Source organism: Curtobacterium sp. MCLR17_032, from assembly GCF_003234795.2.
In the GTDB taxonomy this organism is placed as follows: domain Bacteria; phylum Actinomycetota; class Actinomycetes; order Actinomycetales; family Microbacteriaceae; genus Curtobacterium.
The window spans coordinates 2,203,952-2,230,227 of record NZ_CP126268.1 but is presented as its reverse complement, the minus strand read 5'-3'; the positions used below and the strand labels follow the sequence as shown (position 1 = coordinate 2,230,227).

The following is a 26,276-nucleotide window of genomic DNA, read 5'->3' as shown; positions in this document are numbered from 1 at the left end:
CGGTTCCTCTGCGAGCCCCTCGTCCATGTACGGTTGTGCATCGGCGGGGGGCTCGTCCGTTCCTGGAGCCCGTCGCCACCGGGGCAGGAGCATCTCGGAAGCACTTCCGGGAACAGGTCGACGAGAGCGGAAATGACGGACACGACAGAGGGTGAAGCCCGTCGGCCACGAACGGCGAAGAAGCCGCGCAACGGGGTCCTGACGTTCCTGCGCGACCTCGTCATCATCTTCATCGCGGCGCTGCTGGTGTCGTTCCTGGTGAAGACGTTCCTGATCCGCTCGTTCTACATCCCGTCCGAGTCGATGCAGAACACCCTGCAGGTGAACGACCGCGTCATCGTCAACGAACTCGTCCCCGGCGCCGTCAAGCTCAAGCGCGGCGACGTCGTGGTCTTCAAGGACCCGGGCGGGTGGCTCACCGGTGAGACCCTGCCGAACGTCCAGCCGACGACGCCGATCGGCAAGGCCGCGGACTGGCTGCTCACCCAGGTCGGTCTCGGCACCGGCGACAGCGACGACCACCTGATCAAGCGCGTGATCGGCCTGCCGGGCGACAAGGTGAGCTGCTGCAACGACCTCGGACAGATGTCGGTCAACGGGGTCCCGCTGACCGAGCCGTACCTGAAGCTGCCCGCGGGCGACACCCGTGCGTCGCAGACACCGTTCTCCGTCACCGTGCCGAAGGGCACCATCTGGGTGATGGGTGACAACCGCGACAAATCGCGCGACTCCCGCTACAACGGTGACACCCCGTCGAAGGGCTTCGTGCCGCTGTCCGACGTCACCGGCCGGGCCTTCGTGATCTCGTGGCCGACCAACCGCTGGACCTGGCTCGACGACCACCCCGAGGTCTTCGCCGGGGTGGAGCAGCGGGACAAGTGACCCCGGTCCGGCCCTCACTGCGGCTCGAGAAGTCGCTGCTCGCCGCCGGGCGGGTCACCGTGATCGGCGTCGACGAGGTCGGCCGTGGCGCGATCGCCGGCCCGGTCGGGGTCGGCGTCGCCGCCGTCACCCTCGACGTCCGTCGGGTGCCGCCGGGCCTGGCCGACTCGAAGCTCCTCACCCAGGCGCGGCGGGAGGCCCTGGTCCCCGTCGTGACGCGCTGGGCGCGCACCGCGGTGGGGATGGCGTCGGCGCAGGTCGTCGACGAACAGGGCATCGTCGCCGCGCTCGGACTGGCCGGGGCCCGGGCGATCGGGGCACTCGTGCAGGACGGCGTGTCACTCGAGGGTGCCGTGGTGGTTCTCGACGGGTCGTTCGACTGGCTCACCCGCGCGCTGCCGGCCGAACACCGGCCGCTCGACGTCCAGGTGCGGGTGAAGGCCGACCGGGACTGCGCGTCGGTCGCAGCGGCCTCGGTCGTCGCCAAGGTCGCTCGAGACGACCTGATGATCGCCGCCCACGACGACGCGCCGCACTACGCCTGGGCGTCGAACAAGGGCTACGGGTCCACGGCGCACTACGACGCGATCCGCATGGTCGGACCGCACGAGCTGCACCGGAAGACCTGGCTGCACGCGGCGTCGAGTGTCGCGCTGGACGGGTTCGACGAGCTGGACACCGTCGGCGGGTGAGTGCGGTCCTGCGCGGTTCGCCCCTGTTCTCGGCGGTTCTCGGCGGTTCTCCGCGGTCGGACGGTCAGGAGGCCGTGGTCGCTCTGGAGTGTCGGTCGCTCTAGACTGAGCGGGCCATGGATGACGAAGAATTCGACGACTACGACCGCGAGGTCGAACTGGCCCTGTACCGCGAGTACCGCGACGTCGTGGGGCAGTTCCGGTACGTGGTCGAGACCGAGCGGCGGTTCTACCTGGCGAACGAGGTCGAACTCGTGCGCCGGGACACCGAGCACGACTTCTACTTCGAATTGACGATGAACGACGTGTGGGTCTGGGACGTCTACCGTTCCGACCGCTTCGTGAAGTCGGTCCGGGTGCTGACGTTCAAGGACGTGAACGTGGAAGAACTCACCGCGCGTGAACTCGAACTGCCGAAGGAACTCGCGCTCGACGAATGAGGCGCGCCGGGCAATTCGACCGTTCCGCATTGTGCTGCGATACTCTGAGTTGCAATAACGACTCTGAAGGAGTGCACGATGGCGCAGAAGGTCACTGTCCAGCTCGTCGACGATCTCGACGATTCGCCGATCGCCGCTGGCGATGGCCGAACGGTCGAGTTCGCGTTCGACGGTTCGTCGTACGAGATCGACCTGTCGAACGACAACGTCGACAAGTTCCGGGACGCGATCTCGGACTACATCGCCGCAGCGCGCAAGACCGCCGGTCGCCGCACCGGTTCGACGGGCAAGAGCCCGTCCGCCCCGAAGCGGGGGAACTCCGAGGAACTCGGGAAGATCCGCGAGTGGGCCAAGGAGAACGGGTACGAGGTCTCTTCCCGCGGCCGTATCTCCACGCAGGTGCAGGAAGCGTACGCAGCCGCACACTGAGCATCCGACCGGCGCATCAGCGCTGATCACGGCACGAGCCGGAAATTCCGTGAGGAATGGTCCGGCTTTTGTCATGTGCGGCAACATTTCCGGCTCTTTCCTGCACAGGACGGTCGTTCTGCCTGGTTGTCCCCAGATTGCGGGTACCGGCCCGGTCGTTTCGCTCGGTGATTCATCGTTGCTCCATGACGAATCGTGCAGACCGACCGGACGTCGGCGGCGCTCTTCCCCGACGTGATCCGCGCCGGACGACGGGCAATGTCGGAGAAGACCACGCGGTGGAATGGCTCGAGCGGCACGGCTTCTCGATCATCGACCGGAACTGGCGATGCGCCCGCGGCGAAGTCGACATCGTCGCGCGGGACGGTGACACGATCGTCTTCATCGAGGTGAAGACCCGCACGGGGCAGACGACCGGACATCCGCTCGAAGCGGTGACGCCCCGGAAGCTCGCACGCATCCGGCAGCTCGTGCCGGCCTGGTTCCACGCACACCGCGACCAGACGGCGCGTGCGATCCGGATCGACTGCATCGCGGTGACGATGATCGCTGACCACGTGGCGATCGAGCACGTCGAGGCGCTCGGGTGAGCGACATCGGACGGACCTCGGCGGTCGCGCTGGTCGGCGTGCAGGGCAGCCTCGTCGAGGTCGAGGCGCACCTGACCAGCCAGCTGCCCGCGTTCAGCATCATCGGGCTGCCGGACACCTCGCTCGGCGAAGCCCGCGAACGGGTCCGGTCCGCGGCGGCGATGGCGGACTGTCCGCTGCCGGCGCGACGCATCACGGTGAACCTCACCCCGGCGAGTGTGCCGAAGCGCGGATCCGGCTTCGACCTGGCGATCGCGATGGCCGTGCTCGCCGCTGCCGGCACCGCACCCGGGGCCGATCGCGGGGTCGTCTACGTCGGGGAGCTCGGGCTCGACGGGCGGGTCCGACCGGTGCCGGGGATCATCCCCGTGGTCCTGGCCGCGCGGGCCGCCGGGATCGAACGGGTCGTGCTGCCGGTGGGCAACCTCACCGAAGCGCGGGCGGTCCCGGACATCGCGCTCACCGCCGTGGACTCGCTCCGCTCCGCGGCGATCGACGCGGGGGCCGACCTGCCCGCCGGCTTCGCCGACCCGGTCCTGCCGCCGCCCGTGCCCGACGACACTCTTCCGTCGCTGGAGCTGGCGGACGTCGTCGGCAACGCGATCGGGGTGCGTGCGGTCATCGCCGCGGCGGCCGGCGGGCACCACGTGCTGCTGCTCGGACCACCGGGCGCCGGCAAGACGATGCTCGCCGAACGCCTGCCGGCCCTGCTGCCGGACCTCGACCCGGACGCTGCGCTCGAGGTGGCGGCCGTCCGCTCCGTCGCCGGCCACGGGGAGCGCTCGTGGACGCTCCGACCGCCGTGGGAGGCACCGCACCACTCCGCCTCCGCCGCGGCACTGATCGGCGGCGGGACCGGGCAACTCCGACCGGGAGCGGTGTCACGGGCGACGCGCGGGGTGCTGTTCCTCGACGAGGCGACCGAGTTCCCGCGGGCGGTGCTCGACGCACTCCGGCAGCCCCTCGAAGCCGGGCGCATCACGGTCCACCGGGCCGGGGGATCAGCGGAGTTCCCGGCACGCTGTCAGCTCGTGCTGGCGGCGAACCCGTGCCCGTGCGGCAACGCCGGGTCCACCGGAGGCGCGGGGTGCTCGTGCGTCCCGAGTGCGGTCCGGCGGTACCTCGGTCGGCTGTCCGGACCGCTGCTCGACCGCATCGACATCCGGGTCGCCGTCCCGCGGGTGACGACCGGCATGCTCCGGGCCGACAGCGGTGCGACGCCCACCACCGCCGCGGCCCGTCGGACGGTGCTCGAGGCTCGACAGCGGATGAGTACACGCCTCCAGGGGACCGGGTGGAGCCGGAACGCCGAGGTGACCGGTTCGTGGTTGCGCGAGGAAGGACGTGCGGCTGACGGCGCGACGGACCTGCTCGACCGGGGCCTCGACCTCGGAACGCTGACCATGCGGGGGTGGGACCGGGTGATGCGACTGGCGTGGACGATGGCCGACCTCGACGGTGACGACCGACCGGAGCGACGGCACGTCGAACGGGCGCTGGCGTTGCGGACAGCGCTGTGAGCGGCACCGGAGCCGGGTGGTCGCCGTCGGACCGCGACGCTGCCCTCGGCCGGCTGCGCGCCTCGGCGGGCCGTTCGACCGGCGGTGACGAGCACGACGAGGTCCTGGCCCGGGTGGCGTGGTCGACCGTCGTCGAGCCGGGGGACTCGGACGCGGGACACCTGGTCGCGCGCCTCGGAGCGGGCCGGTCGATCCGGGCCGTGCTCGAGGCGCTCGACGCCGGACCGCTCGAGGTGGCGGAGATGCTGGTCGGTGCGGGTGCGGGTGCGGGTGCGGGTGCGGGTGCGGGAGTACGGGGTTCGACGGGGTCTGCTGTCCGTTCCTGTGACGAAGACGAGATCCGGGAGCGTCTGGTGGAGTCCGCCGCCACGGCACTCGTCCCGGCACTCGCGCGGTGGCGGCCCCGGCTGCTCCGGCTCGACGTCGACGCCGTGCTGGCGGCAGCGTCAGCGGTCGGGTGCGCCCTCGTCGTGCCCGGCGACCGGGACTGGCCCGCGGGGATCGACGACCTCGGTCCACACGCGCCGCTGGTCCTCTGGCGGCGCGGAGCACCGTGCACCGCCGGACGTCCGGCCGTCGCGGTCGTCGGTTCGCGGGCGAACACGGTCCTCGGTGCCGAGGCCGCCGCCGAGATCACCTCCGCCGCCGCCGATGCCGGCTGTGTCGTCGTCTCCGGGGGCGCGCACGGCATCGACGCCGTCGCGCACCGGGTCGCGATGGCCGCCGGCGCTCCGACGGTCGCCGTGCTCGCCGGCGGGATCGACCAGCTCTACCCGGCCGCGAACACCGCGATGCTGCACGCCGTGGCCGAGCACGGCGCCCTGCTCGCCGAGTGTCCACCGGGGACGCGACCGTCCCGCTGGCGGTTCCTCGCCCGCAACCGGTTGATCGCCGCCCTCGCGACCACGACCGTCATCGTCGAGGCCGGAGCACGCTCCGGGGCACTCAACACCGCGAACCACGCCGGTCAGCTGGGACGGACGGTGTTCGCCGTCCCGGGGCCCTACTCGTCGTCGGCGTCGGTCGGCTGTCACCGGCTGATCGCGGACCGGCGGGCGGAGATCGTGGTGCAACCGCGCGACCCGGCCGAGACGGCAGTACGACTGTGGGCGGGGGAGCGGATCGTCGCCGGGGCCGAGGTCCCGATCGCCGGAGCGCGGACCGACCCCGAGGTGCTCCGTGTCGTCGACGCCCTGGCCGCGCGGCGCCGGACCCCGCTCGACGAGGTCGCCCGGCGGTCGGGGCTCTCACTCGCCGACACCACCGATGCCCTGGCGCTGGCGGAACTGCAGGGGTTGGTCCAGCAGGGCCCCGGGGGATGGACGACCACGTGAGCCGTACTCTGGCGTCATGCACGACACCGAGGACGACCAGCAGCACGCGGGTGGGACGCTCGCGGCCGTCGTCCGGGTGTTCCTCGACCACTGTCGGCACGGCCGCGGCCTCAGCGAACAGACCGTCCGGGCCTACCGTGCCGACCTCGACGACCTCGTGGCGTTCGCCGCCGAGCGGCAGGTCGTCACGGCCGCGGGTCTCACGCTCGAGGTGCTCCGCGACTGGCTCTGGGCGGCGACCGAACGCGGCCTCGCCCGGTCGACCATCGCGCGCCGGAGTGCGTCGGTCCGGGCCTTCACCCGGTGGGCGAGCGAGACCGGTGTGCTGGCCGTCGACCCGGGGGTGCGTCTCCGCGCTCCGAAGGGCGCGGCTCACCTGCCCCGTGTCGTGGCGCAGGACCAGGTGCGGTCGATGCTCGACGGGCTCGCCGTCCGCGCCGCCGGGGACGACCCGGCGGCGCTCCGCGACCGGGCGGTGGTCGAGCTGCTGTACGCAGCCGGCATCCGGGTGAGCGAACTCGTCGGACTCGACCTCGGCGACGTCGACCGGAGCCGCCTGACCGTCCGCGTCCTCGGCAAGGGCGGCAAGGAGCGGGTGGTGCCGTTCGGCGTCCCGGCGCACGACGCCCTCGAGGCGTGGCTCGACCGTGGTCGGCCGGCGCTCGCCGCAGCGGTTGCAGCTGGGGGACCGGCAGACAAGGCCGCTGTCACTGCCGCGCGTCCCGCCGGCGCGGCCCTGTTCCTCGGCGACCGCGGTGCCCGACTCGGCACCCGGAGCGCCTACCGCATCGTCGCCCGGCTGCTCGAGGCCCTGCCCGGCGAGGGCCCGAGCGGTCCGCACACCTTCCGGCACACCGCGGCGACGCACCTGCTCGACGGGGGAGCGGACCTCCGGGCGGTGCAGGAGCTGCTCGGGCACGCGAGTCTCGGCACGACGCAGATCTACACGCACGTCTCCTCAGCACGCCTCCGCGAGGTCTACCGCACCGCTCACCCTCGCGCCTGAGACTCCGGCAGCAGCACCGGCCAGGCGGGTCTCGACAGGAGCGGCAACGGATCCACGTACCGGCCGTCGACCCGGGCGCCGAGGTGCACGCACGGCTCCGCCACCGGACAGTGACCGCTGCCGACCGTCCCGACCGGGTCGCCTCGTCGGACGAGCGTGCCCGCCGACACCGACGGCAGGACCGGATCGAGGGTGCTCACCAACCCGCCGCCGTGGTCGATCGTCACGACCGGACGGCCCCCGACCTGCCCGGCGAACGCGACGGTGCCGTCCGACGGAGCCGTCACCGGCGTCCCGGGGCCGGCGGGCACGTCGAGCCCGCGGTGTCCCGGACCGTAGTCGGTCGCCGGCGCCTCCCACGGCCGGAGCACGACGCGGGACGACGTCGGCCACGACCACCGCGCCGGTGCCTCGGTGTCCGCGAGCCAGGCGTGAGCGGAAGTTGCGCCCGGCAGCGCGCCGGACACCGCCAGCACGGAAGCCGACAGCGCGGTCGTCGGCAGCGCGCGAACCGGCAGCGCGTGCCCTGGCAGCGCGCGAACCGGTAGCGCCACGACCGGCAGCATCACGACCATCGCGAGCACCAGCCTCGCCCGGGCCGACACACGCCACGCCAGCACGCGAGCCCGTCGCGAACCGCGCCACGTCGATCCGCCCCACGTCCCTCCGCCCCGCATCCACCGGCTCCGCATCCACCCGCGCCCGGTCCACCCGCGCCACGTCCACCCGTTCGACATCCCGTCCTCCCAGGCCCACGTTCCCGTGTCCGACGCGGCCGCGAGGCGGGCCGGAGCCGACCTGTGGGCGGTTCCCCGGGCCTCCCGTCCGGTGCAGGAGAGGACCAGCTGGACCACACCTGATGTGCTGACCAGCCGCAGAAGGGGTACTGTCGGGGCCGCTCCGGACACCGCAACGCCGCTCGGACGGCGATCCAGCCGACCGCCGGGGCACCGTGCACCACCCGGCACGGCGGCGGGAATCCAGGAGCATCGTGTCGAACACGACCACCGGACACGGCGAAGACCGTGCGTTCAAGGGGAAGGTCACACTGTTCGCCATCGCGGCGGCAGTCGGTGGCTTCCTCTTCGGTTTCGACTCGTCCGTCATCAACGGCGCCGTCGAGGCCATCAAGGGCGAGTTCGACCTGTCCGAGGGCGCCAGCGGCTTCGCGGTCGCCTCGGCCCTCATCGGCTGTGCGTTCGGCGCCTACTTCGCCGGTCGTCTCGCGGACCGTTGGGGTCGCACCCGGGTGATGTTCTGGGCCGCCGTGCTGTTCTTCGTCTCGTCGATCGGTTCCGGCTTCGCGTTCGCCACGTGGGACTTCGTCCTCTGGCGTCTCATCGGTGGTCTCGGCATCGGCACCGCGTCGGTCATCGCCCCCGCGTACATCTCCGAGGTCTCCCCGAAGGCGATCCGTGGGCGGCTGGCCTCGTTCCAGCAGCTCGCGATCACGCTCGGTATCTTCGCCGCGCTGCTCTCCGACCAGTTCTTCGCCGTCACCGCGGGCAGCGCCTCGGCCGAGGTCGCCGGGCTGCCGGCCTGGCGCTGGATGTTCCTGGTCGGTGTGATCCCGTCGATCGTCTACGGCATCCTCGCGATCACCCTGCCGGAGTCGCCCCGCTACCTGCTCACCAAGGGCCGGAAGGACGACGCCCGCGACGTCATGACGAAGATCGTGCCGCGTGACACCGTGAACACGAGCCTGGAGGAGATCCAGGACGGCATCACCAAGGAAGCCAACGAGAAGAAGGGCTCGATCCGCGGCGACCGCTTCGGTCTGCAGCCCATCGTCTGGGTCGGCATCATCCTGGCCGTGCTGCAGCAGTTCGTCGGCATCAACGTGATCTTCTACTACTCGACCACCCTCTGGCAGGCCGTCGGGTTCAAGGAGAACGACTCGTTCCTCATCTCGACGATCACCTCGGTGGTCAACGTCGCGGTCACGTTCATCGCGATCTTCCTGGTGGACAAGGTCGGCCGCAAGCCGCTCCTGGTCGCCGGTTCCGCGGGCATGTTCGTCTCGTTGGCGATGGTCGCGATCGCGTTCTCGCAGTCCGTGATGGTCGACGGTGAGCCGAGCCTGCCGGGTGCCTGGGGCATCATCGCGCTGATCTTCGCGAACCTCTTCGTCGTGTCGTTCGGCGCCACGTGGGGTCCGCTCATGTGGGTGCTCCTCGGCGAGATGTTCCCGAACCGCATCCGCGCCACCGCGCTCGGCATCGGGTCGGCAGCCAACTGGATCGCCAACTTCATCGTCACGATCTCGTTCCCGGTGCTGTCCGGCTTCAACCTCACGGTCACGTACGGCATCTACGCCCTGTTCGCGTTGATCTCGTTCTTCTTCGTCATCGCGAAGATCCCCGAGACCAAGGGCCGCTCCCTCGAGGAGATGGGCATCAGCGCCGAGGGGGAGACCAGCGCCGCCAAGGCCTAGTCACCTCCGCAGTACCGGACGGGAGGCCCGGATCACCATCGCCGATCGGCGCACGTGATCCGGGCCGCTCTTCTGTTAGCATTTCTCCAGCAGCGCGCCGAGCGCGCTGACTTCGCGTGTCCACGCAGAACACATGGTCATCGGTCCCGCTCTCGCGAGCGGGCGGCTGTGTGTCAGGGCACCAGGGACCACGACCTCCGGTCGTGGTCGACACAACCGCACCAGGTGCACGGCCATGCCGTGCGCCGAGAACACAGAAGGAGGACGGCACATGGCCGTCGTCACCATCCGCCAGCTGCTCGACAGCGGCGTCCACTTCGGACACCAGACCCGTCGGTGGAACCCGAAGGTGAAGCGCTTCATCCTCGCCGAGCGCTCGGGCATCCACATCATCGACCTGCAGCAGTCGCTGGCCTTCATCGACCGCGCGTACGACTTCGTCAAGGAGACGGTCGCGCACGGTGGCACGATCCTCTTCGTGGGCACCAAGAAGCAGGCGCAGGGCTCCATCGCCGAGCAGGCGACCCGCGTCGGCCAGCCGTACGTCAACCAGCGTTGGCTCGGCGGTCTGCTCACGAACTTCCAGACGGTCTCCAAGCGCCTCGCGCGCATGAAGGAGCTCGAGGAGATCGACTTCGACGACACGACGAAGGGCTTCACCAAGAAGGAGCTCCTCATCAAGAAGCGCGAGCTGGACAAGCTCCACAAGACCCTCGGTGGTATCCGCAACCTCACGCGGACCCCGAGCGCGCTCTGGATCGTCGACACGAAGAAGGAGCACCTCGCCGTCGACGAGGCGCAGAAGCTCGGGATCCCGATCATCGGCATCCTCGACACCAACTGCGACCCGGACGAGATCACGTACCCGATCCCGGGCAACGACGACGCGATCCGCTCCGTCGGCCTCCTGACCCGCATCGTCGCCGACGCCGCGGCCGAGGGCCTGAAGACCCGCCACAACGGCGGCAACGACGACGAGGCCACCGAGCCGCTCGCCGAGTGGGAGCAGGAGCTCCTCGGTGGCGTCAGCGCGACCCCGGCCGCCGACGCCGCTCCGGAGGGCGCGACCGTCCAGGAGAACGACGCCGACGCGCAGGTCGCCGCGAAGGAGATCGGCGAGCCGATCGCCGACGCCGACAAGAACGCCGAGCCGACCGCCGAGGCCGAGAAGGCCGCGGAGACCACTCCCGCCGAGTGATCACCAGGGGCGCCGGACCGGCATCGGTCCGGCGCCCCTGCCTCGCTCCCCACTCTCCACACACGCACAGTCCAGAAAGGACGCCTGTCAATGGCAAACTTCACCGCACAGGACGTGAAGAAGCTCCGCGAGGACCTCGGGGCCGGCATGATGGACGCGAAGAACGCGCTCGTCGAGGCTGACGGCGACTACGACAAGGCCGTCGAGCTGCTCCGCATCAAGGGCGCGAAGGCCGTCGCCAAGCGCGACGACCGCGCGACCTCCGAGGGTGTCGTCGTCGCCACCGCCGACAACGGCGCCGCGACCGTCGTCGAGCTCGCCAGCGAGACCGACTTCGTCGCCAAGAACGAGAAGTTCACGACCCTGGCCGACAAGGTGCTCGGTGCGGTCGCCGCAGCCGGTGCCACCGACGTCGCCTCCGCGAACGCCGCGCCGCTCGACGGCAAGACGGTGCTCGAGGTCATCAACGAGAACGCCGCCGCACTCGGCGAGAAGCTCGAGGTCCGCACGGTCCGCCGTGTCGAGGGCTCGGCCTTCGAGATCTACCTGCACAAGACCAGCCAGGACCTGCCGCCGCAGATCGCCGTCGTCGTCGCCTACCAGGGTGACAACGCCGCCGAGGCACGTTCGATCGCGCAGCACGTCGCGTTCGCGAACCCGTCGTACCTGACGCGCGACGAGGTCCCGACCGAGGCCATCGAGAAGGAGCGTGCGACCGTCGAGGCGATCACGCGCGAAGAGGGCAAGCCGGAGGCTGCGCTCCCGAAGATCGTCGAGGGCCGCGTGAACGCCTTCATCAAGGGCATCTCGCTCCTCGACCAGGACTACGCGAAGGACAACAAGATCTCCGTCGCGAAGGCCGCCGAGAACGCCGGCATCACGATCCAGGGCTTCGCCCGCGTCAAGGTCGGCGCGTAACGAACCCATGACGGGGCCAGGAACCAACCGGTTCCTGGCCCCGTTGTCGTGCGCCCCCGCGCACCGAGTACATTTCCACGAGACCACGACGAAGGGTGCCCCGACATGACCGACGAGAAGACCGGACGCCGACGAGTCCTGCTGAAGCTCTCGGGAGAGGCGTTCGGCGCCGGTTCCCTGGGCGTCAACCCGGACGTCATCGGCACCATCGCCAAGCAGATCGCCGCAGCCGCCCACGAGGTCGAGGTCGCGATCGTCGTCGGCGGTGGCAACTTCTTCCGCGGCGCCGAGCTCTCGCAGCGCGGCATGGACCGCGGACGCGCCGACTACATGGGCATGCTCGGGACGGTCATGAACGCGCTCGCGCTGCAGGACTTCCTGGAGCAGGCCGGTGCCGCCACCCGTGTGCAGTCGGCGATCAGCATGACCCAGGTCGCCGAGCCGTACATCCCGCGGCGTGCCGAGCGCCACCTCGAGAAGGGCCGCGTCGTCATCTTCGGCGCGGGTGCCGGCCTGCCGTACTTCTCGACGGACACCGTCGCGGCGCAGCGGGCGCTCGAGATCGGTGCCGACGAGGTCCTCGTCGCCAAGAACGGCGTCGACGGCGTCTACTCCGCGGACCCGAAGAAGGACCCGACCGCCGAGAAGCTGCACCACGTGACCTACCAGGACGCACTGCTCAAGGGCCTCAAGGTCGTCGACGCCACCGCGTTCTCGCTCTGCATGGACAACGGCATGCCGATGCACGTCTTCGGCATGGAGGGCGAGGGCAACGTCCGCGCCGCCATCCAGGGTGAGCGCATCGGCACCGTGGTCAGCAACTGACCGGCGCCTCGTCGCCGACTGACTAGACTCGACCCGTACCGAAGGAGAACCACCGTGATCAGTGACGTCATGACCGATGCGACCGAGAAGATGGCCAAGGCCGTCGACGTGGCGAAGGACGACTTCGGCACCGTGCGCACCGGCCGCATCAACGCCGCCCTCTTCCAGAAGATCCCGGTCGAGTACTACGGTTCGCCGACCCCCCTCGCGCAGCTCGCGTCCCTGCAGACGCCGGAAGCCCGCACGCTGATCGTGACGCCGTACGACAAGACGGCGCTCAAGGAGATCGAGCGGGCCATCGCGACCTTCCCGAACCTCGGGGCCAGCCCGACCAACGACGGCGAGATCGTCCGCGTGACGATCCCCGAACTGTCGGCCGAGCGCCGCAAGGAGTTCGTGAAGATCGTCAAGAGCAAGGGCGAAGACCACAAGGTGGTCCTGCGCAACATCCGCCGCAAGGCGAAGGACGACCTCGACGCGCTGAAGGGCGAGGTGTCCGACGACGACATCGCCCGCAGCGACAAGGAGCTCGACGCGCTCACCAAGAAGCACGTCGACCAGATCGACGAGGCGCTGAAGAAGAAGGAAGCCGAACTCCTCGAGGTCTGATGCGCCGTCCCGACCAGGGCGACGACCGCCCCACATCTGATGACCGCCGCATGTCGGGGTTCCGACAGGACTTCGATGCGCGGGCGAGGGCGGCCCGGAACGACTTCGAGGCGCAGATCCGGCAGCGCCGAGCAGAGTTCGGTGCCCGGAACGAGGCACTGACCGCACGGACGGGTCGCAACCTGCCGGCGGCCATAGCGATCGCCCTGGCGTTCGCGGTGGTCATGCTCGGCTCGCTGCTGCTGTACACGCCGTCGTTCATGATCGTGGCGGCGTTCCTGCTCGGGCTCGGCGTGTACGAGCTCGCGAGTGCGATGCGCTTCGCCGGCCGTGACGTCCCCCGGATCCCGAGCGTCGCGGTCGCGATCGCCACGGTGCCGGCCGCGTTCCTCGGTGGACAGATCTGGGCGCTGTTCACGTTGCTCGGCGGCGTCGTGTTCATCTCGCTCTGGCGCCTGGTCGAGGTCGCCGTGTCGCGCACGAAGCCACCGGCCTCGAGCGTGGCGCGTGACCTGACGAACGGGCTGTTCGTCCAGGCCTACGTGACCCTGCTCGGCGCCTGTGTGGTGCTCCTGTCGGCACAGCCGCAGGGTCAGCTGTGGGTCGTCGGGTTCATCCTGGTGGTCGTCGCGGTCGACACCGGGGCCTACGCCACCGGGATCAACCTCGGGAAGCACCCGATGGCGCCGAAGATCAGCCCGAAGAAGACCTGGGAGGGCTTCGGGGGCTCGGTCGGCGCGAGCATCATCGTCGGCATCCTCGTCACCTGGTTGATGCTCGGTCTGCCCTGGTGGACCGGGATCATCCTCGGCGTGCTCATCTCCGGGTCGGCGACGCTCGGGGACCTCACCGAGTCGATGATCAAACGCGACCTCGGCATCAAGGACATCTCGTCGTTCCTGCCCGGGCACGGCGGACTGCTCGACCGCATCGACAGCATCCTGCCGTCGGCCGCGATCGCGTACCTGATGTACCTCGTCGTCAACCACTGAGCTCGTTCGGCCGCTCGGGCGCGTGTGACCAGGCGCCGGGCACTCAGGTCCCGAGTCCGCGCGTCCAGGTGGCGCACTGGTCGGAGCCTGGCACAATGGCGCCGTGCCATCGACGTTCCCGACTGCCCCCCGCTCGGTCCTCGGCTACGACTCCGACGAGGTCGATCGATTCCTCGAGGACGCTCGTCGCGCCTACACCGCGAACGACAGCGCCCCGGGGATCGAGGCCGCCAAGATCCGCGCGACCGCGTTCTCGATGAAGAAGGGCGGCTACTCCACGGTGCACGTGGACGCCGCGCTCGAGCGTCTCGAGGACGCCTTCGCCGCCCGGGAGCGCGAGCGCGAGATCGCCGACGTCGGCCAGAAGGCCTGGTACGCGGAGGCCCGTGGCAAGGCCTCGGACGTCGTCGCGCGTCTCGGGCGTCCCGACGCGCAACGGTTCCAGCGCGTCAGCTTCCTGACGACCGGGTACCACCCGAAGGACGTCGACGCGTTCTCCCGTCGGCTGCACGGGTACTTCAAGGACGGCAAGCCGCTCAGCCTCACCGAGGTGCGCTCGGTGGTGTTCCGCCCGAAGCACGGCGGCTACCGCGAAGCGCAGGTGGACGCCCTGCTCGACGCCGTCATCGAGGTCATGCTCGCCGTCCGCTGAGGACCCGTACCGGGGCCGACCCGAGCCTCCCGTCCGGACGGACCGGACTCACCTGCCCCAGGTGCTTCGCTTTCCGTGATCGTTCCGTTATCCTGGTCAGACTCATGGGCAGGCACACGGCAGACCAGCGATCCGACCGCGCAACCCGCGCACTGGACGATCACCAGATCGTCAGTGAGCGCCGCGCGGCGAAGAACCGAACCGACACGGCGGAGACCACGGTCGTCCGTCCGGTGACTGCACCGCAGGCGGAGCAGCACGCGGCTCCCGTCATCGCGCCGGTGTCCGTCGCCGCGAACCGGGTCTCGGACGCCGCGGTGGCCCGCGCTGCGGTCGCGCCGACGTCGGAGTCGCCGCGCGTCGTCCGCGTCGCCCGCACCCGTGCGCTCGCCCCGGTCAAGCCGACGACCCCGCGGTCGTTCGGGGGCTTCGTGCGGCAGCGCTCGACCATCCCCGTCCTCTCGTTCTTCGCCGTTTCGGCGTTCGTCGGCGGGTCGCTCTTCAACCCGATGCAGACGGACGCCGCTTCGGCAGCGCCCGTCCTGGCCCCGGCGCCGATCTCGGTGCCGCAGCAGTTCTCGGCCCACGGCACCTACGGCGACTTCGACGCAGCCCGCGACGGCTTCGACGTCACGAAGCCGGCGCCGAAGCCCACGCCGACGCCGACCCCCACAGCAACGCCGGACGCCGACGCGACCGACACGGATGCAGCCGCGACGTCCACCGCCGCGCAGCAGCCCGTCGCGAGCACGCCGGTCGCGCCCGTCGCCACGCCGGACCCGGGCAGCGCCCAGGCCATCGGCCAGCAGATGGTCGCCGCCCGCGGCTGGGGCAACGACCAGTACAGCTGCCTCGTCTCCCTGTGGAACAAGGAGTCCGGCTGGCGGGTCAACGCCTACAACCCGAGCGGTGCCTACGGCATCCCGCAGTCGCTGCCGGGCAGCAAGATGGCGTCCGCCGGTGCCGACTGGCAGACCAACCCCGCCACGCAGATCACCTGGGGCCTCAACTACATCACGGGTGTCTACGGCACCCCGTGTGGCGCCTGGGCCCACAGCGTCTCGTACAACTGGTACTGATCGGCGTCCGGGGTGCCGCGGAGCAACCGGCCGCGGAACCCACGCGGCCGAGGCCATGACGTCGAGCCGGAGGACTCCGGTTTCGACCGCATGCTCAACGGCTGGCGGCGCACCGAACACCGGCGCGGCCGTGAGTGGTCGGTGCAGCCCATCTCCGCAGCCTCGGCGCAGAAGGAGTACGTCTGCCCCGGCTGCGGACTGACGATCGAACCCGGCGTCGCCCACGTCGTGGTCTGGCGTGCCGACGGCGTCCTCGGTGACGCAGCCGACCTGGCGGCACGCCGTCACTGGCACCACCACTGCTGGAGCATCGCATGACCTCCGAGCCGACCTCCGTCGGAGACAGCGCCGAGATCCGGTCCGGCAGCGTCCTGCCCGGTCGTCGGACCGACATCGAGCTGGTCACCGACGACCACCTGACACTGGTCGGGGAGCTCGCCGAACCGCTCGACCGGGTCGCGCGGGGGACCGTTGTGGCGTTGCACCCACTGCCGACTGCGCAGGGCTTCATGGACTCGCACGTCCTCAAGAAGGCCGCGGCTCGTCTGCCCGCCCTGGCCGACATCGCGGTGCTGCGCTTCAACTTCCGATCGGTGACCTCACCCCGGGGGACTTCGGAGGGTGTCTTCGGCGACGGGGTGTCCGAGGGGTTCGACCTCCGAGCCGCCGTGCAGGACGTCGTCGACCGGGGACTCCCCACGCCGTGGCTGGTCGGCTGGTCCTTCGGGACGGAGGTCGTCCTGAAACACGCCCTCGAGCACGTCGAGGCCGGACACGTGGCCGGCGTGGTGCTCCTTTCGCCGCCACTGCACCGCACGTCGGACGCGGAGCTCGCACGCTGGGCCGCGGTCGACGTGCCGGTCGTCGCCCTCGTCCCCGAGCACGACGACTTCCTGCAGCCCGACCAGGCAGCGCGACGGTTCGCCATCGCGCCGACGGTCCGGGTCGTCCCCGTCGCCGGGGCGAAGCACCTCTGGGTGGGGGAGAAGTACGTGCGCATCGTGCTCGACACGATCGTCGACCTCGTCGTGCCGGGCAGTGCGCCGCTGCCGACGCACTGGCCCGCGGCGGACCAGCGACCGTAGCGGCAGCCGGCAGCCACCCGGTCCGGAGACGGGGTGGGTGCCCTCAGCGGCCTGGCGTCCCCTCAGCGGACGGTCGCGTCCGGTTCGTCGGCGTCCACGGGGTCGCCCGGCGCCGGTGCCTGCTGGTCGATGACGCCCGCCGCGTGGCTGAGGACACCCCGGAGGTTCTCCAGGTACCCCGCGACGGCCTCCCGCTCGGTCCGGATGGCCCCGAGTCGGTCCTCGGCGTCGGCGAGCAGTTCCGCGGTGCGGTCCTCGGCGTCCGCGACGAGCCGGTGCGCACGTTCCTGTGCGTCACGCACCAGGTCGGCGGCGTGCTCCTGGGCGGCCGTCTCCTGTTCGCGTGCCAGGTCGGCGGCTTCCCGCTCGAGGCGGTCTGCGGTCTCGCGGGCGGTGGTGGCGCGGCGCGTGGCCTCGGCGAGCTGCAGGTTCGCCTCGTCCAGGTACTTCTGGGTCTCGGTGACCGTGGCCCGGTGCCGGTCGAGGTACTCCTGCTCGGCGTCGTCGCGACGCGCGGCGAGTTCGGTCTCGAGAGCGGCACGTGCGTCGTCCCGTTCGCGGGCGATCTCGGCGCGGACCTCGTCACGCTCCTGGGTGAGACCGGCGCGCGCGGTGTCGATCTCCTGGCGGAGAGCCGTGCGCTCGGCGAACAGGTCGTCGAGTTCGGCGGTGCGACGGTCGGCGATCTCGGTGTCGACCTCGGCGTGCTCGCGCTCCCGGCGTGCGGCGAGTTCGTTCTCGTGTTCGCGGGCGGCGCGCTCGGCCTCGGCAGCGGCGGTCTCCCGCTCGCGCTCGATGCGGGCGGCGTGCTCGGCGGTCTCGCGCTCGATGCGGTCGGTGGTCTCCTGCACGCGCCGGGCGTTCTCGGCCGCGGTCTGCTCCGTGTCGACGCGGAGCTGGGCACGGGCTGCGGCGATCTCCTGCTCGAGGTCGGTGCGGGCGACGGCGAGCTCACGGTCCCACTCGGCGCGGGCGGCGGCGAGTTCCTCGTCGAGGGCACTGCGGCGGTCGTCGATCTCGGCGGCCAGTTCGGCACGACGCTGCTCGACCTCGGCCGCGAGTTCGGCACGGCCGGTCTCGAGTTCGAGTTCGAGAGCGCGGCGGGCTTCACCGTGCTCGCGCTCCCACGCCGTGCGGGACTCGGCCAGCGTGCGGTCGAGCTGTTCGCGACGGGTGGTCTCCTCGCGGTCGAGGTCCTCCAGGCGGCGTGCCTGGTCGGCCTCGAACACGCTGCGACGGTGCTCGGTCTCGCGGTCGAGGTCGGCGGCCGCGCGACGGGCGTCGGCGGACTCCCGCTGGGCGACCTCGCGCAGCTCGGCGACCTCGTGCTGGACCTCGGCGCGGAGGGCGTTGGTCTCGCGGATGGCGACCGAGCGGACCTCGGCGGCCTCGGTGACCGCGGCTCCGCGCACGGCGGCGGCTTCGTTGCGGGCGTCCTGCACGAGGATGCCGGCTTCGGAGCGGGCGCGCTCGACGGTGTCGGCGGACTCGGCCCGGGCACGGGAGAGCTCGTTGGTCGCACGGGTGCGGGCGTCCTCCAGGGTGACCTGGGCTTCGTCGCGGGCTTCGCGGAGGGTGCGCTCGGCCTCGGTGCGACTGGTGGCCCGGAGGCGCTGGGCGTCGATGTCGGCCTGGCTGATCAGCCGCGTGGACTGTTCCTCGGCGACGCGGAGGGTGGACTCGAGCCGCGTGCCCAGACCGCTGTAGGTGGGGGTGCCGGCCTCGTCCAGCTCGCCCTGCAGGTCCGAGACGCGGGACTGCAGGAGACGGATCTCCTTCGCGGCCTCGGCCCGGTCGGTGTTCGACTTGATCAGCTCGCGGCGGAGGTCGTTCAGAGCCCGTTCGACCTCGTCCTTGCGGTAGCCCCGCAGCTCGGTCCCGAACTCTGCCTCGTCGTTCGCCACGTGTCGCTCCCTGTGGTCGTCCCGGACCACCCCGTGCAGTCCGGACCCCGATTGTAGTGGTGCGTCCGCGACGGCTCCTGAGGCCGACGGTGACCCCGGGGATGCGCCTCCCAGCTGTCCTGGGTACCCTGGGCCGTTGTCCTGCGCCGATCCACCCATCCCGGCGCGGAGGGAGAGAGATCCGTGCGATTCGTCCTGGCGATCGTCAGCTTCGTCATCGGGGTGCTCCTCGTCGGCCTGGGAGTCGGGCAGCGGACCGTGTTCGCGCCACCCACCTCGATCGTCGCGGCGACGAGCGGGTCGAACGCCGCTCCCGTCACCGTGCTGCCCGGCAGCGTGCTCAACGCGAACCCGGGCTACCAGCGCGTCAACGTGTCGGGCACGGGCAAGGTGTTCGCCGCCTACGGCAAGACGTCCGACGTCGACGCCTGGATCGGCGACACCGAGCACACGACCCTCCGCTACGACGCCGAGGAGGCTTCCCTGAAGTCCCGCACCACCGGATCCGGCTCCGACCTGCCCGACCCGAAGGGCAGCGACCTCTGGTACCAGGAGTACGACGATGCCCGTCAGTTCACCGTCCGACTGCCCGCCGACGTGTCGCTCGTGGTGATGGGCGACGGCTCGGACGCCGCACCCTCCGACATCTCCGTGACGTGGCCGCGTGACACCGCGACGCCCTCCGTCGGGCCGCTGCTGACGGCCGGTGGGGTCTTCGTGCTCGGTGGCCTGGTCATGCTCGTCTGGGCCTTCCTGCACCAGCGCCGCTCCCGTGGTCCGCGCCGTCGGAGCGGTGGTGGCCGCCCGCCGCGCGTGCGTGCCTCCCGTCGCGCCGCCGCCGCCGGTGCCCAGGTGCCGGCACGGAGCCGTCGCGGTCGTCGCGCCATCATCGCCGTCCCGGTGCTCGTCGCCGGCGCCCTCGTGCTGAGCGGGTGCTCGTCGGAGTACTGGCCGACCGGCAGCGGAGCGGACGCGACCCCGACACCGACCGCCACGGCCACCGGCGCCGCGGTCCCCGACGCCTCGACCGCCGCCACGAAGCAACAGATCGCCCGCATCGTGTCCCGCGTGGCCGAGGTCGCCGAGAAGGCCGACGCCGACAAGGACGCCAGTCTCGCCGCGACCCGCTTCGCCGGACCGGCGCTCGAGATCCGCAAGGCGAACTACACGATCCGCGACAGTGACGCCAAGGCGCAGGCCCTGCCCGCCGTGGCCGCCGACGACGTCTGCGTGGCGCTGCCGCAGCAGACTGACACCTGGCCGCGCACCGTCTTCGCCGTCGTCGCTGCGGACTGCACCGACAAGAAGACGGCCCCGCAGGCGTTGACCCTCGTGCAGCAGGACGCCCGCTCGGACTACAAGGTCGAGTACGCTGTCTCGCTCGAGGCCGATGCCCAGCTGCCGTCGCTCGCGCCGACCTCCGTCGGTGCCGCCCAGCTCGCACCGGACACGAAGCTCCTGGCGCTGGCCCCGAACGCCGTCGCCGCGGCCTACGGCGACATCCTGTCGAAGGACACCGCGAGCGAGTCCGCCGACCTGTTCGACAGCGACGGCGACGACCTGCGCTCGCGGATCGGCAAGTCGTACAAGGACGAGAAGGCGAAGGGGCTGCCGGACACCGCGAAGATCGAGTACTCGTCCGAGGTCCCCGAGGACTCGGCCCTGGCCCTCGCCACGAACACCGCTGGTGCGCTCGTCTCCGTCGACCTCAACGAGATCGAGAAGGTCACCCCGACGGCCGCCGGTGCCGAGGTCAACCCCGAGGGTGCCGTCAAGGCACTGTCCGGCGTCGACTCGAGCACCAAGGGCGTGACCGCCACGTACGGCGTCCAGTTGCTCTTCTCCGTGCCCCCGGTGGGTTCGGACGACAAGATAGAACTCCTCGGGTTCACTCAGGGCCTGATCGCAGCGAGTGAGGTGCAATGACCAACGTCCCCCCGACCCCGTCCAGCCTGCGCGGAGCAGTCGACCTCTCGTCCCTCGTCGACCGGGCCCAGCGTCCGCCGCAGGGTGCCGCCGGACCCGCCGGGAGCCCCGCCACGCCGGGCAACGCTGGCGCGACGGCCGGTCCGGCAGCCGGTGCCGGGCCCACGGACAGTGTCCTGAGCGTCCCGTCCCTCGTGATGGACGTCACCGACCAGAGCTTCCAGGACATCGTCCAGCTCTCCACCGTCGTCCCGGTCATCGTGGACATCTGGGCCGAGTGGTGCGGTCCGTGCAAGCAGCTGTCGCCGGTCCTCGAGCGGCTGACCGAGGAGTACGCGGGACGCATCGTCCTGGCCAAGGTCGACGCCGACACGAACCCGCAGCTCGTCCAGGCGTTCCAGGCACAGTCGATCCCGACCGTCGCGGCCGTCATCGGTGGCCGTCCGCTCGGACTGTTCGTCGGTGCCCTGCCCGAGGCCGAGGTCCGCGACGTCTTCGAGCAGGTCCTGCAGGCGGCGGAGCAGAACGGCGTCGCCGGCCGGGTCCAGGTCGACGGAGCCGTCGAGGCCGACGACGCGGAGCAGGGCGAGCCGGAACCGGAGCCCCTGCCGCCGCACCACCAGGCCGCGTACGACGCGATCGAGGCCGGGGACTACGCCACCGCGATCAGCGAGTACCGCACCGCGATCCTGCAGGACCCGCACGACCAGATGGCCGTGGCCGGTCTGGCCCAGGTGTCGCTGCTCGACCGGCTCTCCGGCAGGACCGCGGACGAGATCCGCGCGGCGGCCGGTGCCGGCCCGGCGGACGTCGCGGCCCAGCTCGCCGTCGCCGACCTCGACATCAGCGGTGGACACGTCGAGGACGCCTTCGGACGCCTCCTCGACCTCGTACCGACGGTGTTCGGCGACGACCGCGAAGCGCTCCGCGTGCGCCTCGTCGAGTACTTCGAGCTGATCGGCGCCGAGGACCCGCGCGTCGTCGCCGCCCGGCGGCGACTCGCCAACGCGCTCTACTGAGCGCGGGTCGCGCGACGCGACACGGAGCACGACGGGAGGCCCGGTACCAGCTGGTACCGGGCCTCCCGTCCGTCGTGCCCGTGGGTGCTAGTCGGCCAGGCGCAGCCAGACGGCGCCCAGCGGGGGCACCACGAGGTTCGCCGAGGCCGGGCGACCGGCCCAGGGGACGTCCTCGGCCTGGACCGAACCGAGGTTGCCGACACCGGACCCGCCGTACGCCGACGCGTCGGTGTTGAGCACCTCGTTCCAGGTGCCCGCCGTGGGCAGGCCGAAGCGGTGCTCGACCGGGACGCCGGAGAAGTTGACGAAGACCGCCAGCTTCTCGTCGCCCGCCTTGCGGAGGAACCCGAGCGTGGAGTGCGGTGCGTCGCCGCTCTCGAGCCACTCGAAGCCCTCGGCGCTGGAGTCGAACGTCCAGAGCGCCGGGTTCTCCTTGTACACGCGGTTCAGCTCGGCGACCAGGTCCTGCACGCCGCGGTGGCCCGGGTCGTCGAGCAGCCACCAGTCGAGACCGTTGGCCTCGCTCCACTCGGTGGGCTGGGCGAACTCCTGGCCCATGAAGAGCAGCTGCTTGCCGGGGTGTGCCCACATGAAGGCCAGGTAGGCACGCACGTTGGCGAGCTTCTGCCACTCGTCGCCGGGCATCTTGCCGTAGAGCGAGCCCTTGCCGTGCACGACCTCGTCGTGACTGATCGGCAGCGTGAACTGCTCGCTGAACGCGTAGACGAACGAGAACGTGATCTCGTCGTGGTGGTACGAGCGGTACGCCGGGTCACGCTCGACGTACTGCAGCGTGTCGTGCATCCAGCCCATGTTCCACTTCTGGCCGAACCCGAGGCCGCCGGCGCTGGTCGGCTGCGTGACGCCGGGCCACGAGGTCGACTCCTCGGCGATCATCACGATGCCGGGGTAGCGCTTGTACGCGGTGGCGTTCGTCTCCTGCAGGAGCGAGATCGCCTCGAGGTTCTCGCGACCGCCGTGGATGTTCGGCAGCCACTCGGTGCGGGAGTAGTCCAGGTACAGCATCGAGGCCACGGCGTCGACCCGGAGGCCGTCGATGTGGAACTCCTCGAGCCAGTAGAGCGCGTTGGCGACGAGGAAGTTGCGCACCTGCGGCTGCCCGAAGTCGAACACGTAGGTGCCCCAGTCGAGCTGTTCGCCGCGGCGGGGGTCCGGGTGCTCGAACAGGGCGTAGCCGTCGAACTTCGCCAGCGCCCACTCGTCCTTCGGGAAGTGCCCGGGGACCCAGTCCATGATGACGCCGATGCCGGCCGAGTGCAGCCGGTCGATGAGGTACCGCAGGTCGTCGGGGGAGCCGAAGCGGGCGGTCGGCGAGTAGTACCCGGTGACCTGGTAGCCCCACGAGCCGCCGAACGGGTGCTCGGCGAGGGGCAGGAACTGGACGTGGGTGAAGCCGGTGTACTGCAGGTGCCCGATGAGGTCGTCGGCCACCTCGCGGTAGCTCAGCCCCGGACGCCACGAGCCGAGGTGTACCTCGTAGACGCTCATCGGCGCGTCGTGGGTTGTCGCGTTGGCGCGCTCGGCCATCCAGCGGGCGTCGCCCTCGGACCAGGTGTGGTGGGCGCTCGTGATCACGGACGCGGTGAGCGGCGGGACCTCGGTGCGGCGGGCGAACGGGTCGGCCCGCTCCACCCAGCCGCTGTCGGTGAGGATCTGGAACTTGTACCGCTGCCCCTCGAGGGCGCCGGGCCAGAACAGCTCCCACACGCCGAGGTCGTTCAGGCGGCGCATCGCGGTGGTGCGGCCCTCCCAGCCCTCGAAGTCGCCGATCACGCGGACGGCGGTGGCACGCGGCGCCCACACGGCGAACGCCACACCGTCGACACCGTCGACCGTCTGCACGTGCGCGCCGAGGTGGTGCCAGAGCTGCTCGTCGCGACCCTCACCGAACAGGTGCAGGTCGAGCTCGCCGAGCGTCGGCGGGAACCGGTACGCGTCGTCGGTGGTCCAGGTCTCGTCGTCCTCGTAGTCGGCCTCGACGCGGTACCGGCCGAGCTCGCCGACGGTCGCGCCGGCCCAGACACCCTCGCCCTCGTGACGGAGTTCGACGTCGTCACCGTCGGGTCGGACGATGCGGACCGCGGTCGCCAGGTGGCGGACCACACGGACGCTCGTGCCACCGGCGACGGGGTGCGGGCCGAGCACGTCGTGCGGCTGGGACCAACGTCCCTCCGCGACCTGCTGGCGGACCCACTCGTCGACGGGGCCGGGGACGGGCTCGGTCGTCGCGACGGCCGTGCTGTCGGACGTCAGCGTGGTGGACGTGGTCGCTGCGGACGTGGGCGTGGCGGGCGCGTCCTCCGTCCGGGAGGCGCTGGCTGCCTCCGCCTCGTCCGTCGCGTCCGGCGTCGCCGACGTCAGCCCGCCGGCGAGCGTGGCCGACTCCGGCACGTCGCGGGAGGGGGACTCGGGCGGGGCGACCGGTGCGCCCGGGAGGTCCTCACCGGGAGCCGAGGTGTTCGGCTCGGTGCGGACCGCCTGGCGTGGGATCGCGGGAGGCGGCGGCGGGACCGGCGGCAGGCCGGGACCGCGGGGCGGCTGCGGCGCGCCCTGCTGGGGTGCGCTGGTCTGGGGTGCGCTGGGCTGCCCGGGGTTGGTGGGATCGGTCATCGGTGCGGTCCTTCCACGACGAGCAGGTGCACGGGCTCCTGGAAGGCATCCAGGCGCACGTAGTTCGAGGAGCCCCAGGTCCAGCGGGCGCCGGTCACGACGTCGCGGACGTCGAACTCGGTGCCGGGCTCGAGACCGAGGGCGGCGAGGTCGAGGTGCACGGTGGTCTCACGGGCGGAGTGCGGGTCGACGTTCGCGACGACGATCACCGTGTCGTCCCGACCGGACCGGGTGAACCGCCCGGGCAGGTGCTTCGAGTACACGACGATGGCGTCGTCCTCGGCGCTGTGCACGGTGGTGTTCCGCAGCTGCCGGAGCGCGGGGTGCGCCGAGCGGAGGCGGTTGAGCATCGTCACGTACGGGGCGAGGCTCGCGCCCTCCGCCTCGGCGAGCGCGAAGTCCCGCGGCTTGTACTCGTACTTCTCGTTGTCGATGTTCTCTTCGGAGCCCGGGCGGGCGACGTCCTCGAAGAGCTCGTAGCCGGAGTACATGCCCCACGTCGGGGCGCCGGTCGCGGCGAGGGCAGCGCGCACCTTGTAGCCGGCGCGGCCGCCGTACTGCAGGAACTCGGTGAGGATGTCGGGCGTGTTCACGAAGAGGTTCGGGCGCAGGTAGGCGCTCGTCTCGTGGGAGAGCTCGTCGAAGTACGTCTCGATCTCCTCCTTCGTGTTGCGCCAGGTGAAGTACGAGTACGACTGCTGGAACCCGGTCTCGGCCAGGGCGCGCATCATCGCCGGGCGGGTGAACGCCTCGGCCAGGAACACGACGTCCGGGTGCTCGTCGCGGACCTCGCGGATCACGCGCTCCCAGAACCACAGCGGCTTGGTGTGCGGGTTGTCGACGCGGAACACCTTGACGCCGAACGTGATCCAGTGACGGAGCACCCGGAGCACCTCGGCGACCAGGCCCTCGGGGTCGGTGTCGAACTGGATCGGGTAGATGTCCTGGTAGCGCTTCGGCGGGTTCTCGGCGGTGGCGATGGAGCCGTCGGCGCGCACCGTGAACCACTCCGGGTGCTCGGTGACCCAGGGGTGGTCCGGGGAGCACTGCAGCGCGAAGTCGAGGGCGACCTCCATGCCGGTGTTCTTCGCCGTCTCGACGAAGGCGCGGAAGTCGTCCTCGGTGCCGAGGTCCGGGTGGATGGCGTCGTGGCCACCCTCGGGACCACCGATCGCCCAGGGGCTGCCCGGGTCGTTCGGCCCGGCCTCGAGCGTGTTGTTCGGGCCCTTGCGTGCGGTGCGGCCGATCGGGTGGATCGGCGGCAGGTAGACGATCTCGAAGCCCATCCGGGCGACGGCGGGCAGACGGCGGGCCGCGGTGCGGAAGTCGCCGCTCTTCCACGAGCCGTCCGGGTTGCGCTTGGCACCCTCGCTGCGGGGGAAGAACTCGTACCAGGCGCCGACACCGGCGCGGGTGCGCTCGACGTCGAGCAGCTGCAGGGCGGAGCTCGTCCGCAGGGAGTCGATCGGGGTCTCGTCGATCTCGGCGACGACGCGGGGGTCGTCCACCGCTGCCAGCCGCTCAGCCGGGTCGAGGTCGGTGTCGCGCAGGCGGACGGCGGCGCGGGCGGCCACGGCGGAGCCCTGACGCTCGAGCAGCGCGGCGCCGTCGAGCAGGGTCGCCTCGGTGTCGACACCGGCGGCGATCTTCAGTCGGGCGCCGTGCACCCAGGTCGCCCAGTCGTCGGAGTACGCCTCGACGTGCCACTCCCAGACGCCGGTGCCCTCGACCTGCACGGTCGCCTCGTACCGGTCGGTGCCGGCGGCGACGAGGGTCAGCGGGACGCGGAGGGTGCGCTCGTCGACCTGCAGCGCCGGCGGGGCGGGGGTCTGCTGGGCGACGGCCTGGGTCGTCTCGGGCTGCTGGCCCGCGGGGCGGACGAGGACGAGGTCCGCGCCGATGATGCCGTGCCCCTCGCGGAAGACGGTCGCACCGAACGTGATCACCTCCCCGTCGAAGCCCTTGCCCGGGAAGCCGTTCGGCGTCGTCGGGGCGAGTTCGGTGATCGGGATGCGCCCGATCTTCGGACGCCGGGGTCGGTCTACGGAGGCCACGGACCAGACGCTACCCGGCTGGGCCGTCCGTGTTCCCCGGGAAGCGTGTCGCGCCTC

At 71.2% G+C, this 26,276-nt stretch carries 24 protein-coding genes; 20 read left to right on the top strand and 4 right to left on the bottom strand.

The annotated features are described in order from the left end of the window. Positions 1–132 precede the first annotated feature (132 nt). The 8 genes from lepB (at position 133) to DEI97_RS10450 (ending at position 6,893) form a co-directional block, all read left to right on the top strand. The gene (gene lepB / locus DEI97_RS10485; protein WP_111075585.1) at positions 133–882 is read left to right on the top strand and encodes a signal peptidase I; all 750 of its coding nucleotides are present in this window, start codon (positions 133–135) and stop codon (positions 880–882) included. After that, entirely contained in the window at positions 879–1,574 is a 696-nt protein-coding gene (rnhB, locus tag DEI97_RS10480) for a ribonuclease HII (RefSeq protein WP_111075584.1), read from the top strand. Before lepB ends, rnhB begins: the two co-directional genes overlap by 4 nt. 116 nt (positions 1,575–1,690) lie before the next feature. Further along, positions 1,691–2,014, top strand: a complete 324-nt coding sequence (locus DEI97_RS10475; RefSeq protein ID WP_110826150.1) for a DUF2469 family protein — start codon at positions 1,691–1,693, stop codon at positions 2,012–2,014. Positions 2,015–2,092: 78 nt separating this feature from the next. Then, the gene (locus DEI97_RS10470) at positions 2,093–2,443 is read left to right on the top strand and encodes a histone-like nucleoid-structuring protein Lsr2 (RefSeq protein WP_110902043.1); all 351 of its coding nucleotides are present in this window, start codon (positions 2,093–2,095) and stop codon (positions 2,441–2,443) included. Positions 2,444–2,499: 56 nt separating this feature from the next. Next, positions 2,500–3,033 carry a YraN family protein gene (locus tag DEI97_RS10465; protein ID WP_308202957.1) on the top strand — a complete coding sequence of 178 codons (534 nt, stop codon included), beginning with the start codon at positions 2,500–2,502 and terminating at the stop codon, positions 3,031–3,033. Next, complete coding sequence (locus DEI97_RS10460; RefSeq protein ID WP_111075582.1) at positions 3,030–4,553, top strand: YifB family Mg chelatase-like AAA ATPase; 1,524 nt, start codon at positions 3,030–3,032, stop codon at positions 4,551–4,553. The genes DEI97_RS10465 and DEI97_RS10460 overlap by 4 nt, the downstream gene beginning before the upstream one ends. Further along, positions 4,550–5,887 carry a DNA-processing protein DprA gene (dprA, locus tag DEI97_RS10455; protein WP_258376753.1) on the top strand — a complete coding sequence of 446 codons (1,338 nt, stop codon included), beginning with the start codon at positions 4,550–4,552 and terminating at the stop codon, positions 5,885–5,887. Before DEI97_RS10460 ends, dprA begins: the two co-directional genes overlap by 4 nt. A gap of 16 nt (positions 5,888–5,903) precedes the next feature. Continuing rightward, positions 5,904–6,893 (top strand): tyrosine recombinase XerC, encoded by a 990-nt coding sequence (locus tag DEI97_RS10450; RefSeq protein WP_111075581.1) that lies wholly within the window; start codon positions 5,904–5,906, stop codon positions 6,891–6,893. Here the strand turns inward: DEI97_RS10450 and DEI97_RS10445 are convergent. Then, a complete protein-coding gene (locus DEI97_RS10445) occupies positions 6,878–7,513 on the bottom strand; it encodes a M23 family metallopeptidase (RefSeq protein ID WP_258376752.1) in 636 nt (211 codons plus the stop codon). The two genes, DEI97_RS10450 and DEI97_RS10445, sit on opposite strands and share 16 nt — an antisense overlap. A 371-nt stretch (positions 7,514–7,884) precedes the next feature. Between DEI97_RS10445 and DEI97_RS10440 the strand changes: the two genes are divergently transcribed. The 10 genes from DEI97_RS10440 (at position 7,885) to DEI97_RS10395 (ending at position 16,685) form a co-directional block, all read left to right on the top strand. After that, the gene (locus DEI97_RS10440) at positions 7,885–9,327 is read left to right on the top strand and encodes a sugar porter family MFS transporter (protein ID WP_308202956.1); all 1,443 of its coding nucleotides are present in this window, start codon (positions 7,885–7,887) and stop codon (positions 9,325–9,327) included. A gap of 271 nt (positions 9,328–9,598) precedes the next feature. Then, the gene (gene rpsB, locus DEI97_RS10435; RefSeq protein WP_111075579.1) at positions 9,599–10,525 is read left to right on the top strand and encodes a 30S ribosomal protein S2; all 927 of its coding nucleotides are present in this window, start codon (positions 9,599–9,601) and stop codon (positions 10,523–10,525) included. A 90-nt stretch (positions 10,526–10,615) separates the two neighbouring features. Then, positions 10,616–11,443 carry a translation elongation factor Ts gene (gene tsf, locus DEI97_RS10430; protein WP_111075578.1) on the top strand — a complete coding sequence of 276 codons (828 nt, stop codon included), beginning with the start codon at positions 10,616–10,618 and terminating at the stop codon, positions 11,441–11,443. A gap of 105 nt (positions 11,444–11,548) precedes the next feature. Next, on the top strand, positions 11,549–12,268 hold the full coding sequence (pyrH, locus tag DEI97_RS10425; RefSeq protein ID WP_111075577.1) for a UMP kinase: 720 nt from the start codon (positions 11,549–11,551) through the stop codon (positions 12,266–12,268). 54 nt (positions 12,269–12,322) lie between these two features. Continuing rightward, the gene (frr, locus tag DEI97_RS10420; protein WP_111043857.1) at positions 12,323–12,877 is read left to right on the top strand and encodes a ribosome recycling factor; all 555 of its coding nucleotides are present in this window, start codon (positions 12,323–12,325) and stop codon (positions 12,875–12,877) included. A 50-nt stretch (positions 12,878–12,927) separates the two neighbouring features. Continuing rightward, positions 12,928–13,869 carry a phosphatidate cytidylyltransferase gene (locus tag DEI97_RS10415; RefSeq protein WP_111075576.1) on the top strand — a complete coding sequence of 314 codons (942 nt, stop codon included), beginning with the start codon at positions 12,928–12,930 and terminating at the stop codon, positions 13,867–13,869. 103 nt (positions 13,870–13,972) lie between these two features. After that, complete coding sequence (locus DEI97_RS10410; protein WP_111075575.1) at positions 13,973–14,521, top strand: DivIVA domain-containing protein; 549 nt, start codon at positions 13,973–13,975, stop codon at positions 14,519–14,521. Between the two features lie 233 nt (positions 14,522–14,754). After that, positions 14,755–15,600 (top strand): aggregation-promoting factor C-terminal-like domain-containing protein, encoded by an 846-nt coding sequence (locus tag DEI97_RS10405; protein ID WP_258376751.1) that lies wholly within the window; start codon positions 14,755–14,757, stop codon positions 15,598–15,600. A 12-nt stretch (positions 15,601–15,612) separates the two neighbouring features. Then, positions 15,613–15,918 (top strand): Rv1322 family protein, encoded by a 306-nt coding sequence (locus DEI97_RS10400; protein WP_374107141.1) that lies wholly within the window; start codon positions 15,613–15,615, stop codon positions 15,916–15,918. Beyond that, entirely contained in the window at positions 15,915–16,685 is a 771-nt protein-coding gene (locus tag DEI97_RS10395) for an alpha/beta hydrolase (RefSeq protein ID WP_111075573.1), read from the top strand. Before DEI97_RS10400 ends, DEI97_RS10395 begins: the two co-directional genes overlap by 4 nt. Positions 16,686–16,747: 62 nt before the next feature. Here the strand turns inward: DEI97_RS10395 and DEI97_RS10390 are convergent, their stop codons facing one another. After that, entirely contained in the window at positions 16,748–18,589 is a 1,842-nt protein-coding gene (locus DEI97_RS10390) for a coiled-coil domain-containing protein (RefSeq protein ID WP_181439310.1), read from the bottom strand. Positions 18,590–18,772: 183 nt separating this feature from the next. Here DEI97_RS10390 and DEI97_RS10385 point away from each other — a divergent pair, with 183 nt between their 5' ends. Further along, the gene (locus DEI97_RS10385) at positions 18,773–20,515 is read left to right on the top strand and encodes a DUF8094 domain-containing protein (RefSeq protein WP_111075572.1); all 1,743 of its coding nucleotides are present in this window, start codon (positions 18,773–18,775) and stop codon (positions 20,513–20,515) included. Further along, on the top strand, positions 20,512–21,534 hold the full coding sequence (locus tag DEI97_RS10380) for a tetratricopeptide repeat protein (protein ID WP_111075571.1): 1,023 nt from the start codon (positions 20,512–20,514) through the stop codon (positions 21,532–21,534). Before DEI97_RS10385 ends, DEI97_RS10380 begins: the two co-directional genes overlap by 4 nt. An 87-nt stretch (positions 21,535–21,621) precedes the next feature. Here the strand turns inward: DEI97_RS10380 and glgB are convergent, their stop codons facing one another. Then, on the bottom strand, positions 21,622–24,165 hold the full coding sequence (glgB, locus tag DEI97_RS10375; RefSeq protein ID WP_258376750.1) for a 1,4-alpha-glucan branching protein GlgB: 2,544 nt from the start codon (positions 24,163–24,165) through the stop codon (positions 21,622–21,624). Next, on the bottom strand, positions 24,162–26,219 hold the full coding sequence (locus DEI97_RS10370) for a maltotransferase domain-containing protein (protein WP_111075570.1): 2,058 nt from the start codon (positions 26,217–26,219) through the stop codon (positions 24,162–24,164). Before DEI97_RS10370 ends, glgB begins: the two co-directional genes overlap by 4 nt. Positions 26,220–26,276: the final 57 nt, after the last annotated feature.

What these genes read in the sequence shown, in the direction of transcription:
- lepB (WP_111075585.1), top strand. Translation starts at nt 133, where the DNA reads ATGACGGACACGACAGAGGGTGAAGCCCGTCGGCCACGAACGGCGAAG.
- DEI97_RS10475 (WP_110826150.1), top strand. Translation starts at nt 1,691, where the DNA reads ATGGATGACGAAGAATTCGACGACTACGACCGCGAGGTCGAACTGGCC.
- DEI97_RS10470 (WP_110902043.1), top strand. Translation starts at nt 2,093, where the DNA reads ATGGCGCAGAAGGTCACTGTCCAGCTCGTCGACGATCTCGACGATTCG.
- DEI97_RS10465 (WP_308202957.1), top strand. Translation starts at nt 2,500, where the DNA reads ATGGTCCGGCTTTTGTCATGTGCGGCAACATTTCCGGCTCTTTCCTGC.
- DEI97_RS10450 (WP_111075581.1), top strand. Translation starts at nt 5,904, where the DNA reads ATGCACGACACCGAGGACGACCAGCAGCACGCGGGTGGGACGCTCGCG.
- rpsB (WP_111075579.1), top strand. Translation starts at nt 9,599, where the DNA reads ATGGCCGTCGTCACCATCCGCCAGCTGCTCGACAGCGGCGTCCACTTC.
- tsf (WP_111075578.1), top strand. Translation starts at nt 10,616, where the DNA reads ATGGCAAACTTCACCGCACAGGACGTGAAGAAGCTCCGCGAGGACCTC.
- pyrH (WP_111075577.1), top strand. Translation starts at nt 11,549, where the DNA reads ATGACCGACGAGAAGACCGGACGCCGACGAGTCCTGCTGAAGCTCTCG.
- DEI97_RS10415 (WP_111075576.1), top strand. Translation starts at nt 12,928, where the DNA reads ATGTCGGGGTTCCGACAGGACTTCGATGCGCGGGCGAGGGCGGCCCGG.
- DEI97_RS10395 (WP_111075573.1), top strand. Translation starts at nt 15,915, where the DNA reads ATGACCTCCGAGCCGACCTCCGTCGGAGACAGCGCCGAGATCCGGTCC.
- DEI97_RS10380 (WP_111075571.1), top strand. Translation starts at nt 20,512, where the DNA reads ATGACCAACGTCCCCCCGACCCCGTCCAGCCTGCGCGGAGCAGTCGAC.
- glgB (WP_258376750.1), bottom strand. Translation starts at nt 24,165, where the DNA reads ATGACCGATCCCACCAACCCCGGGCAGCCCAGCGCACCCCAGACCAGC.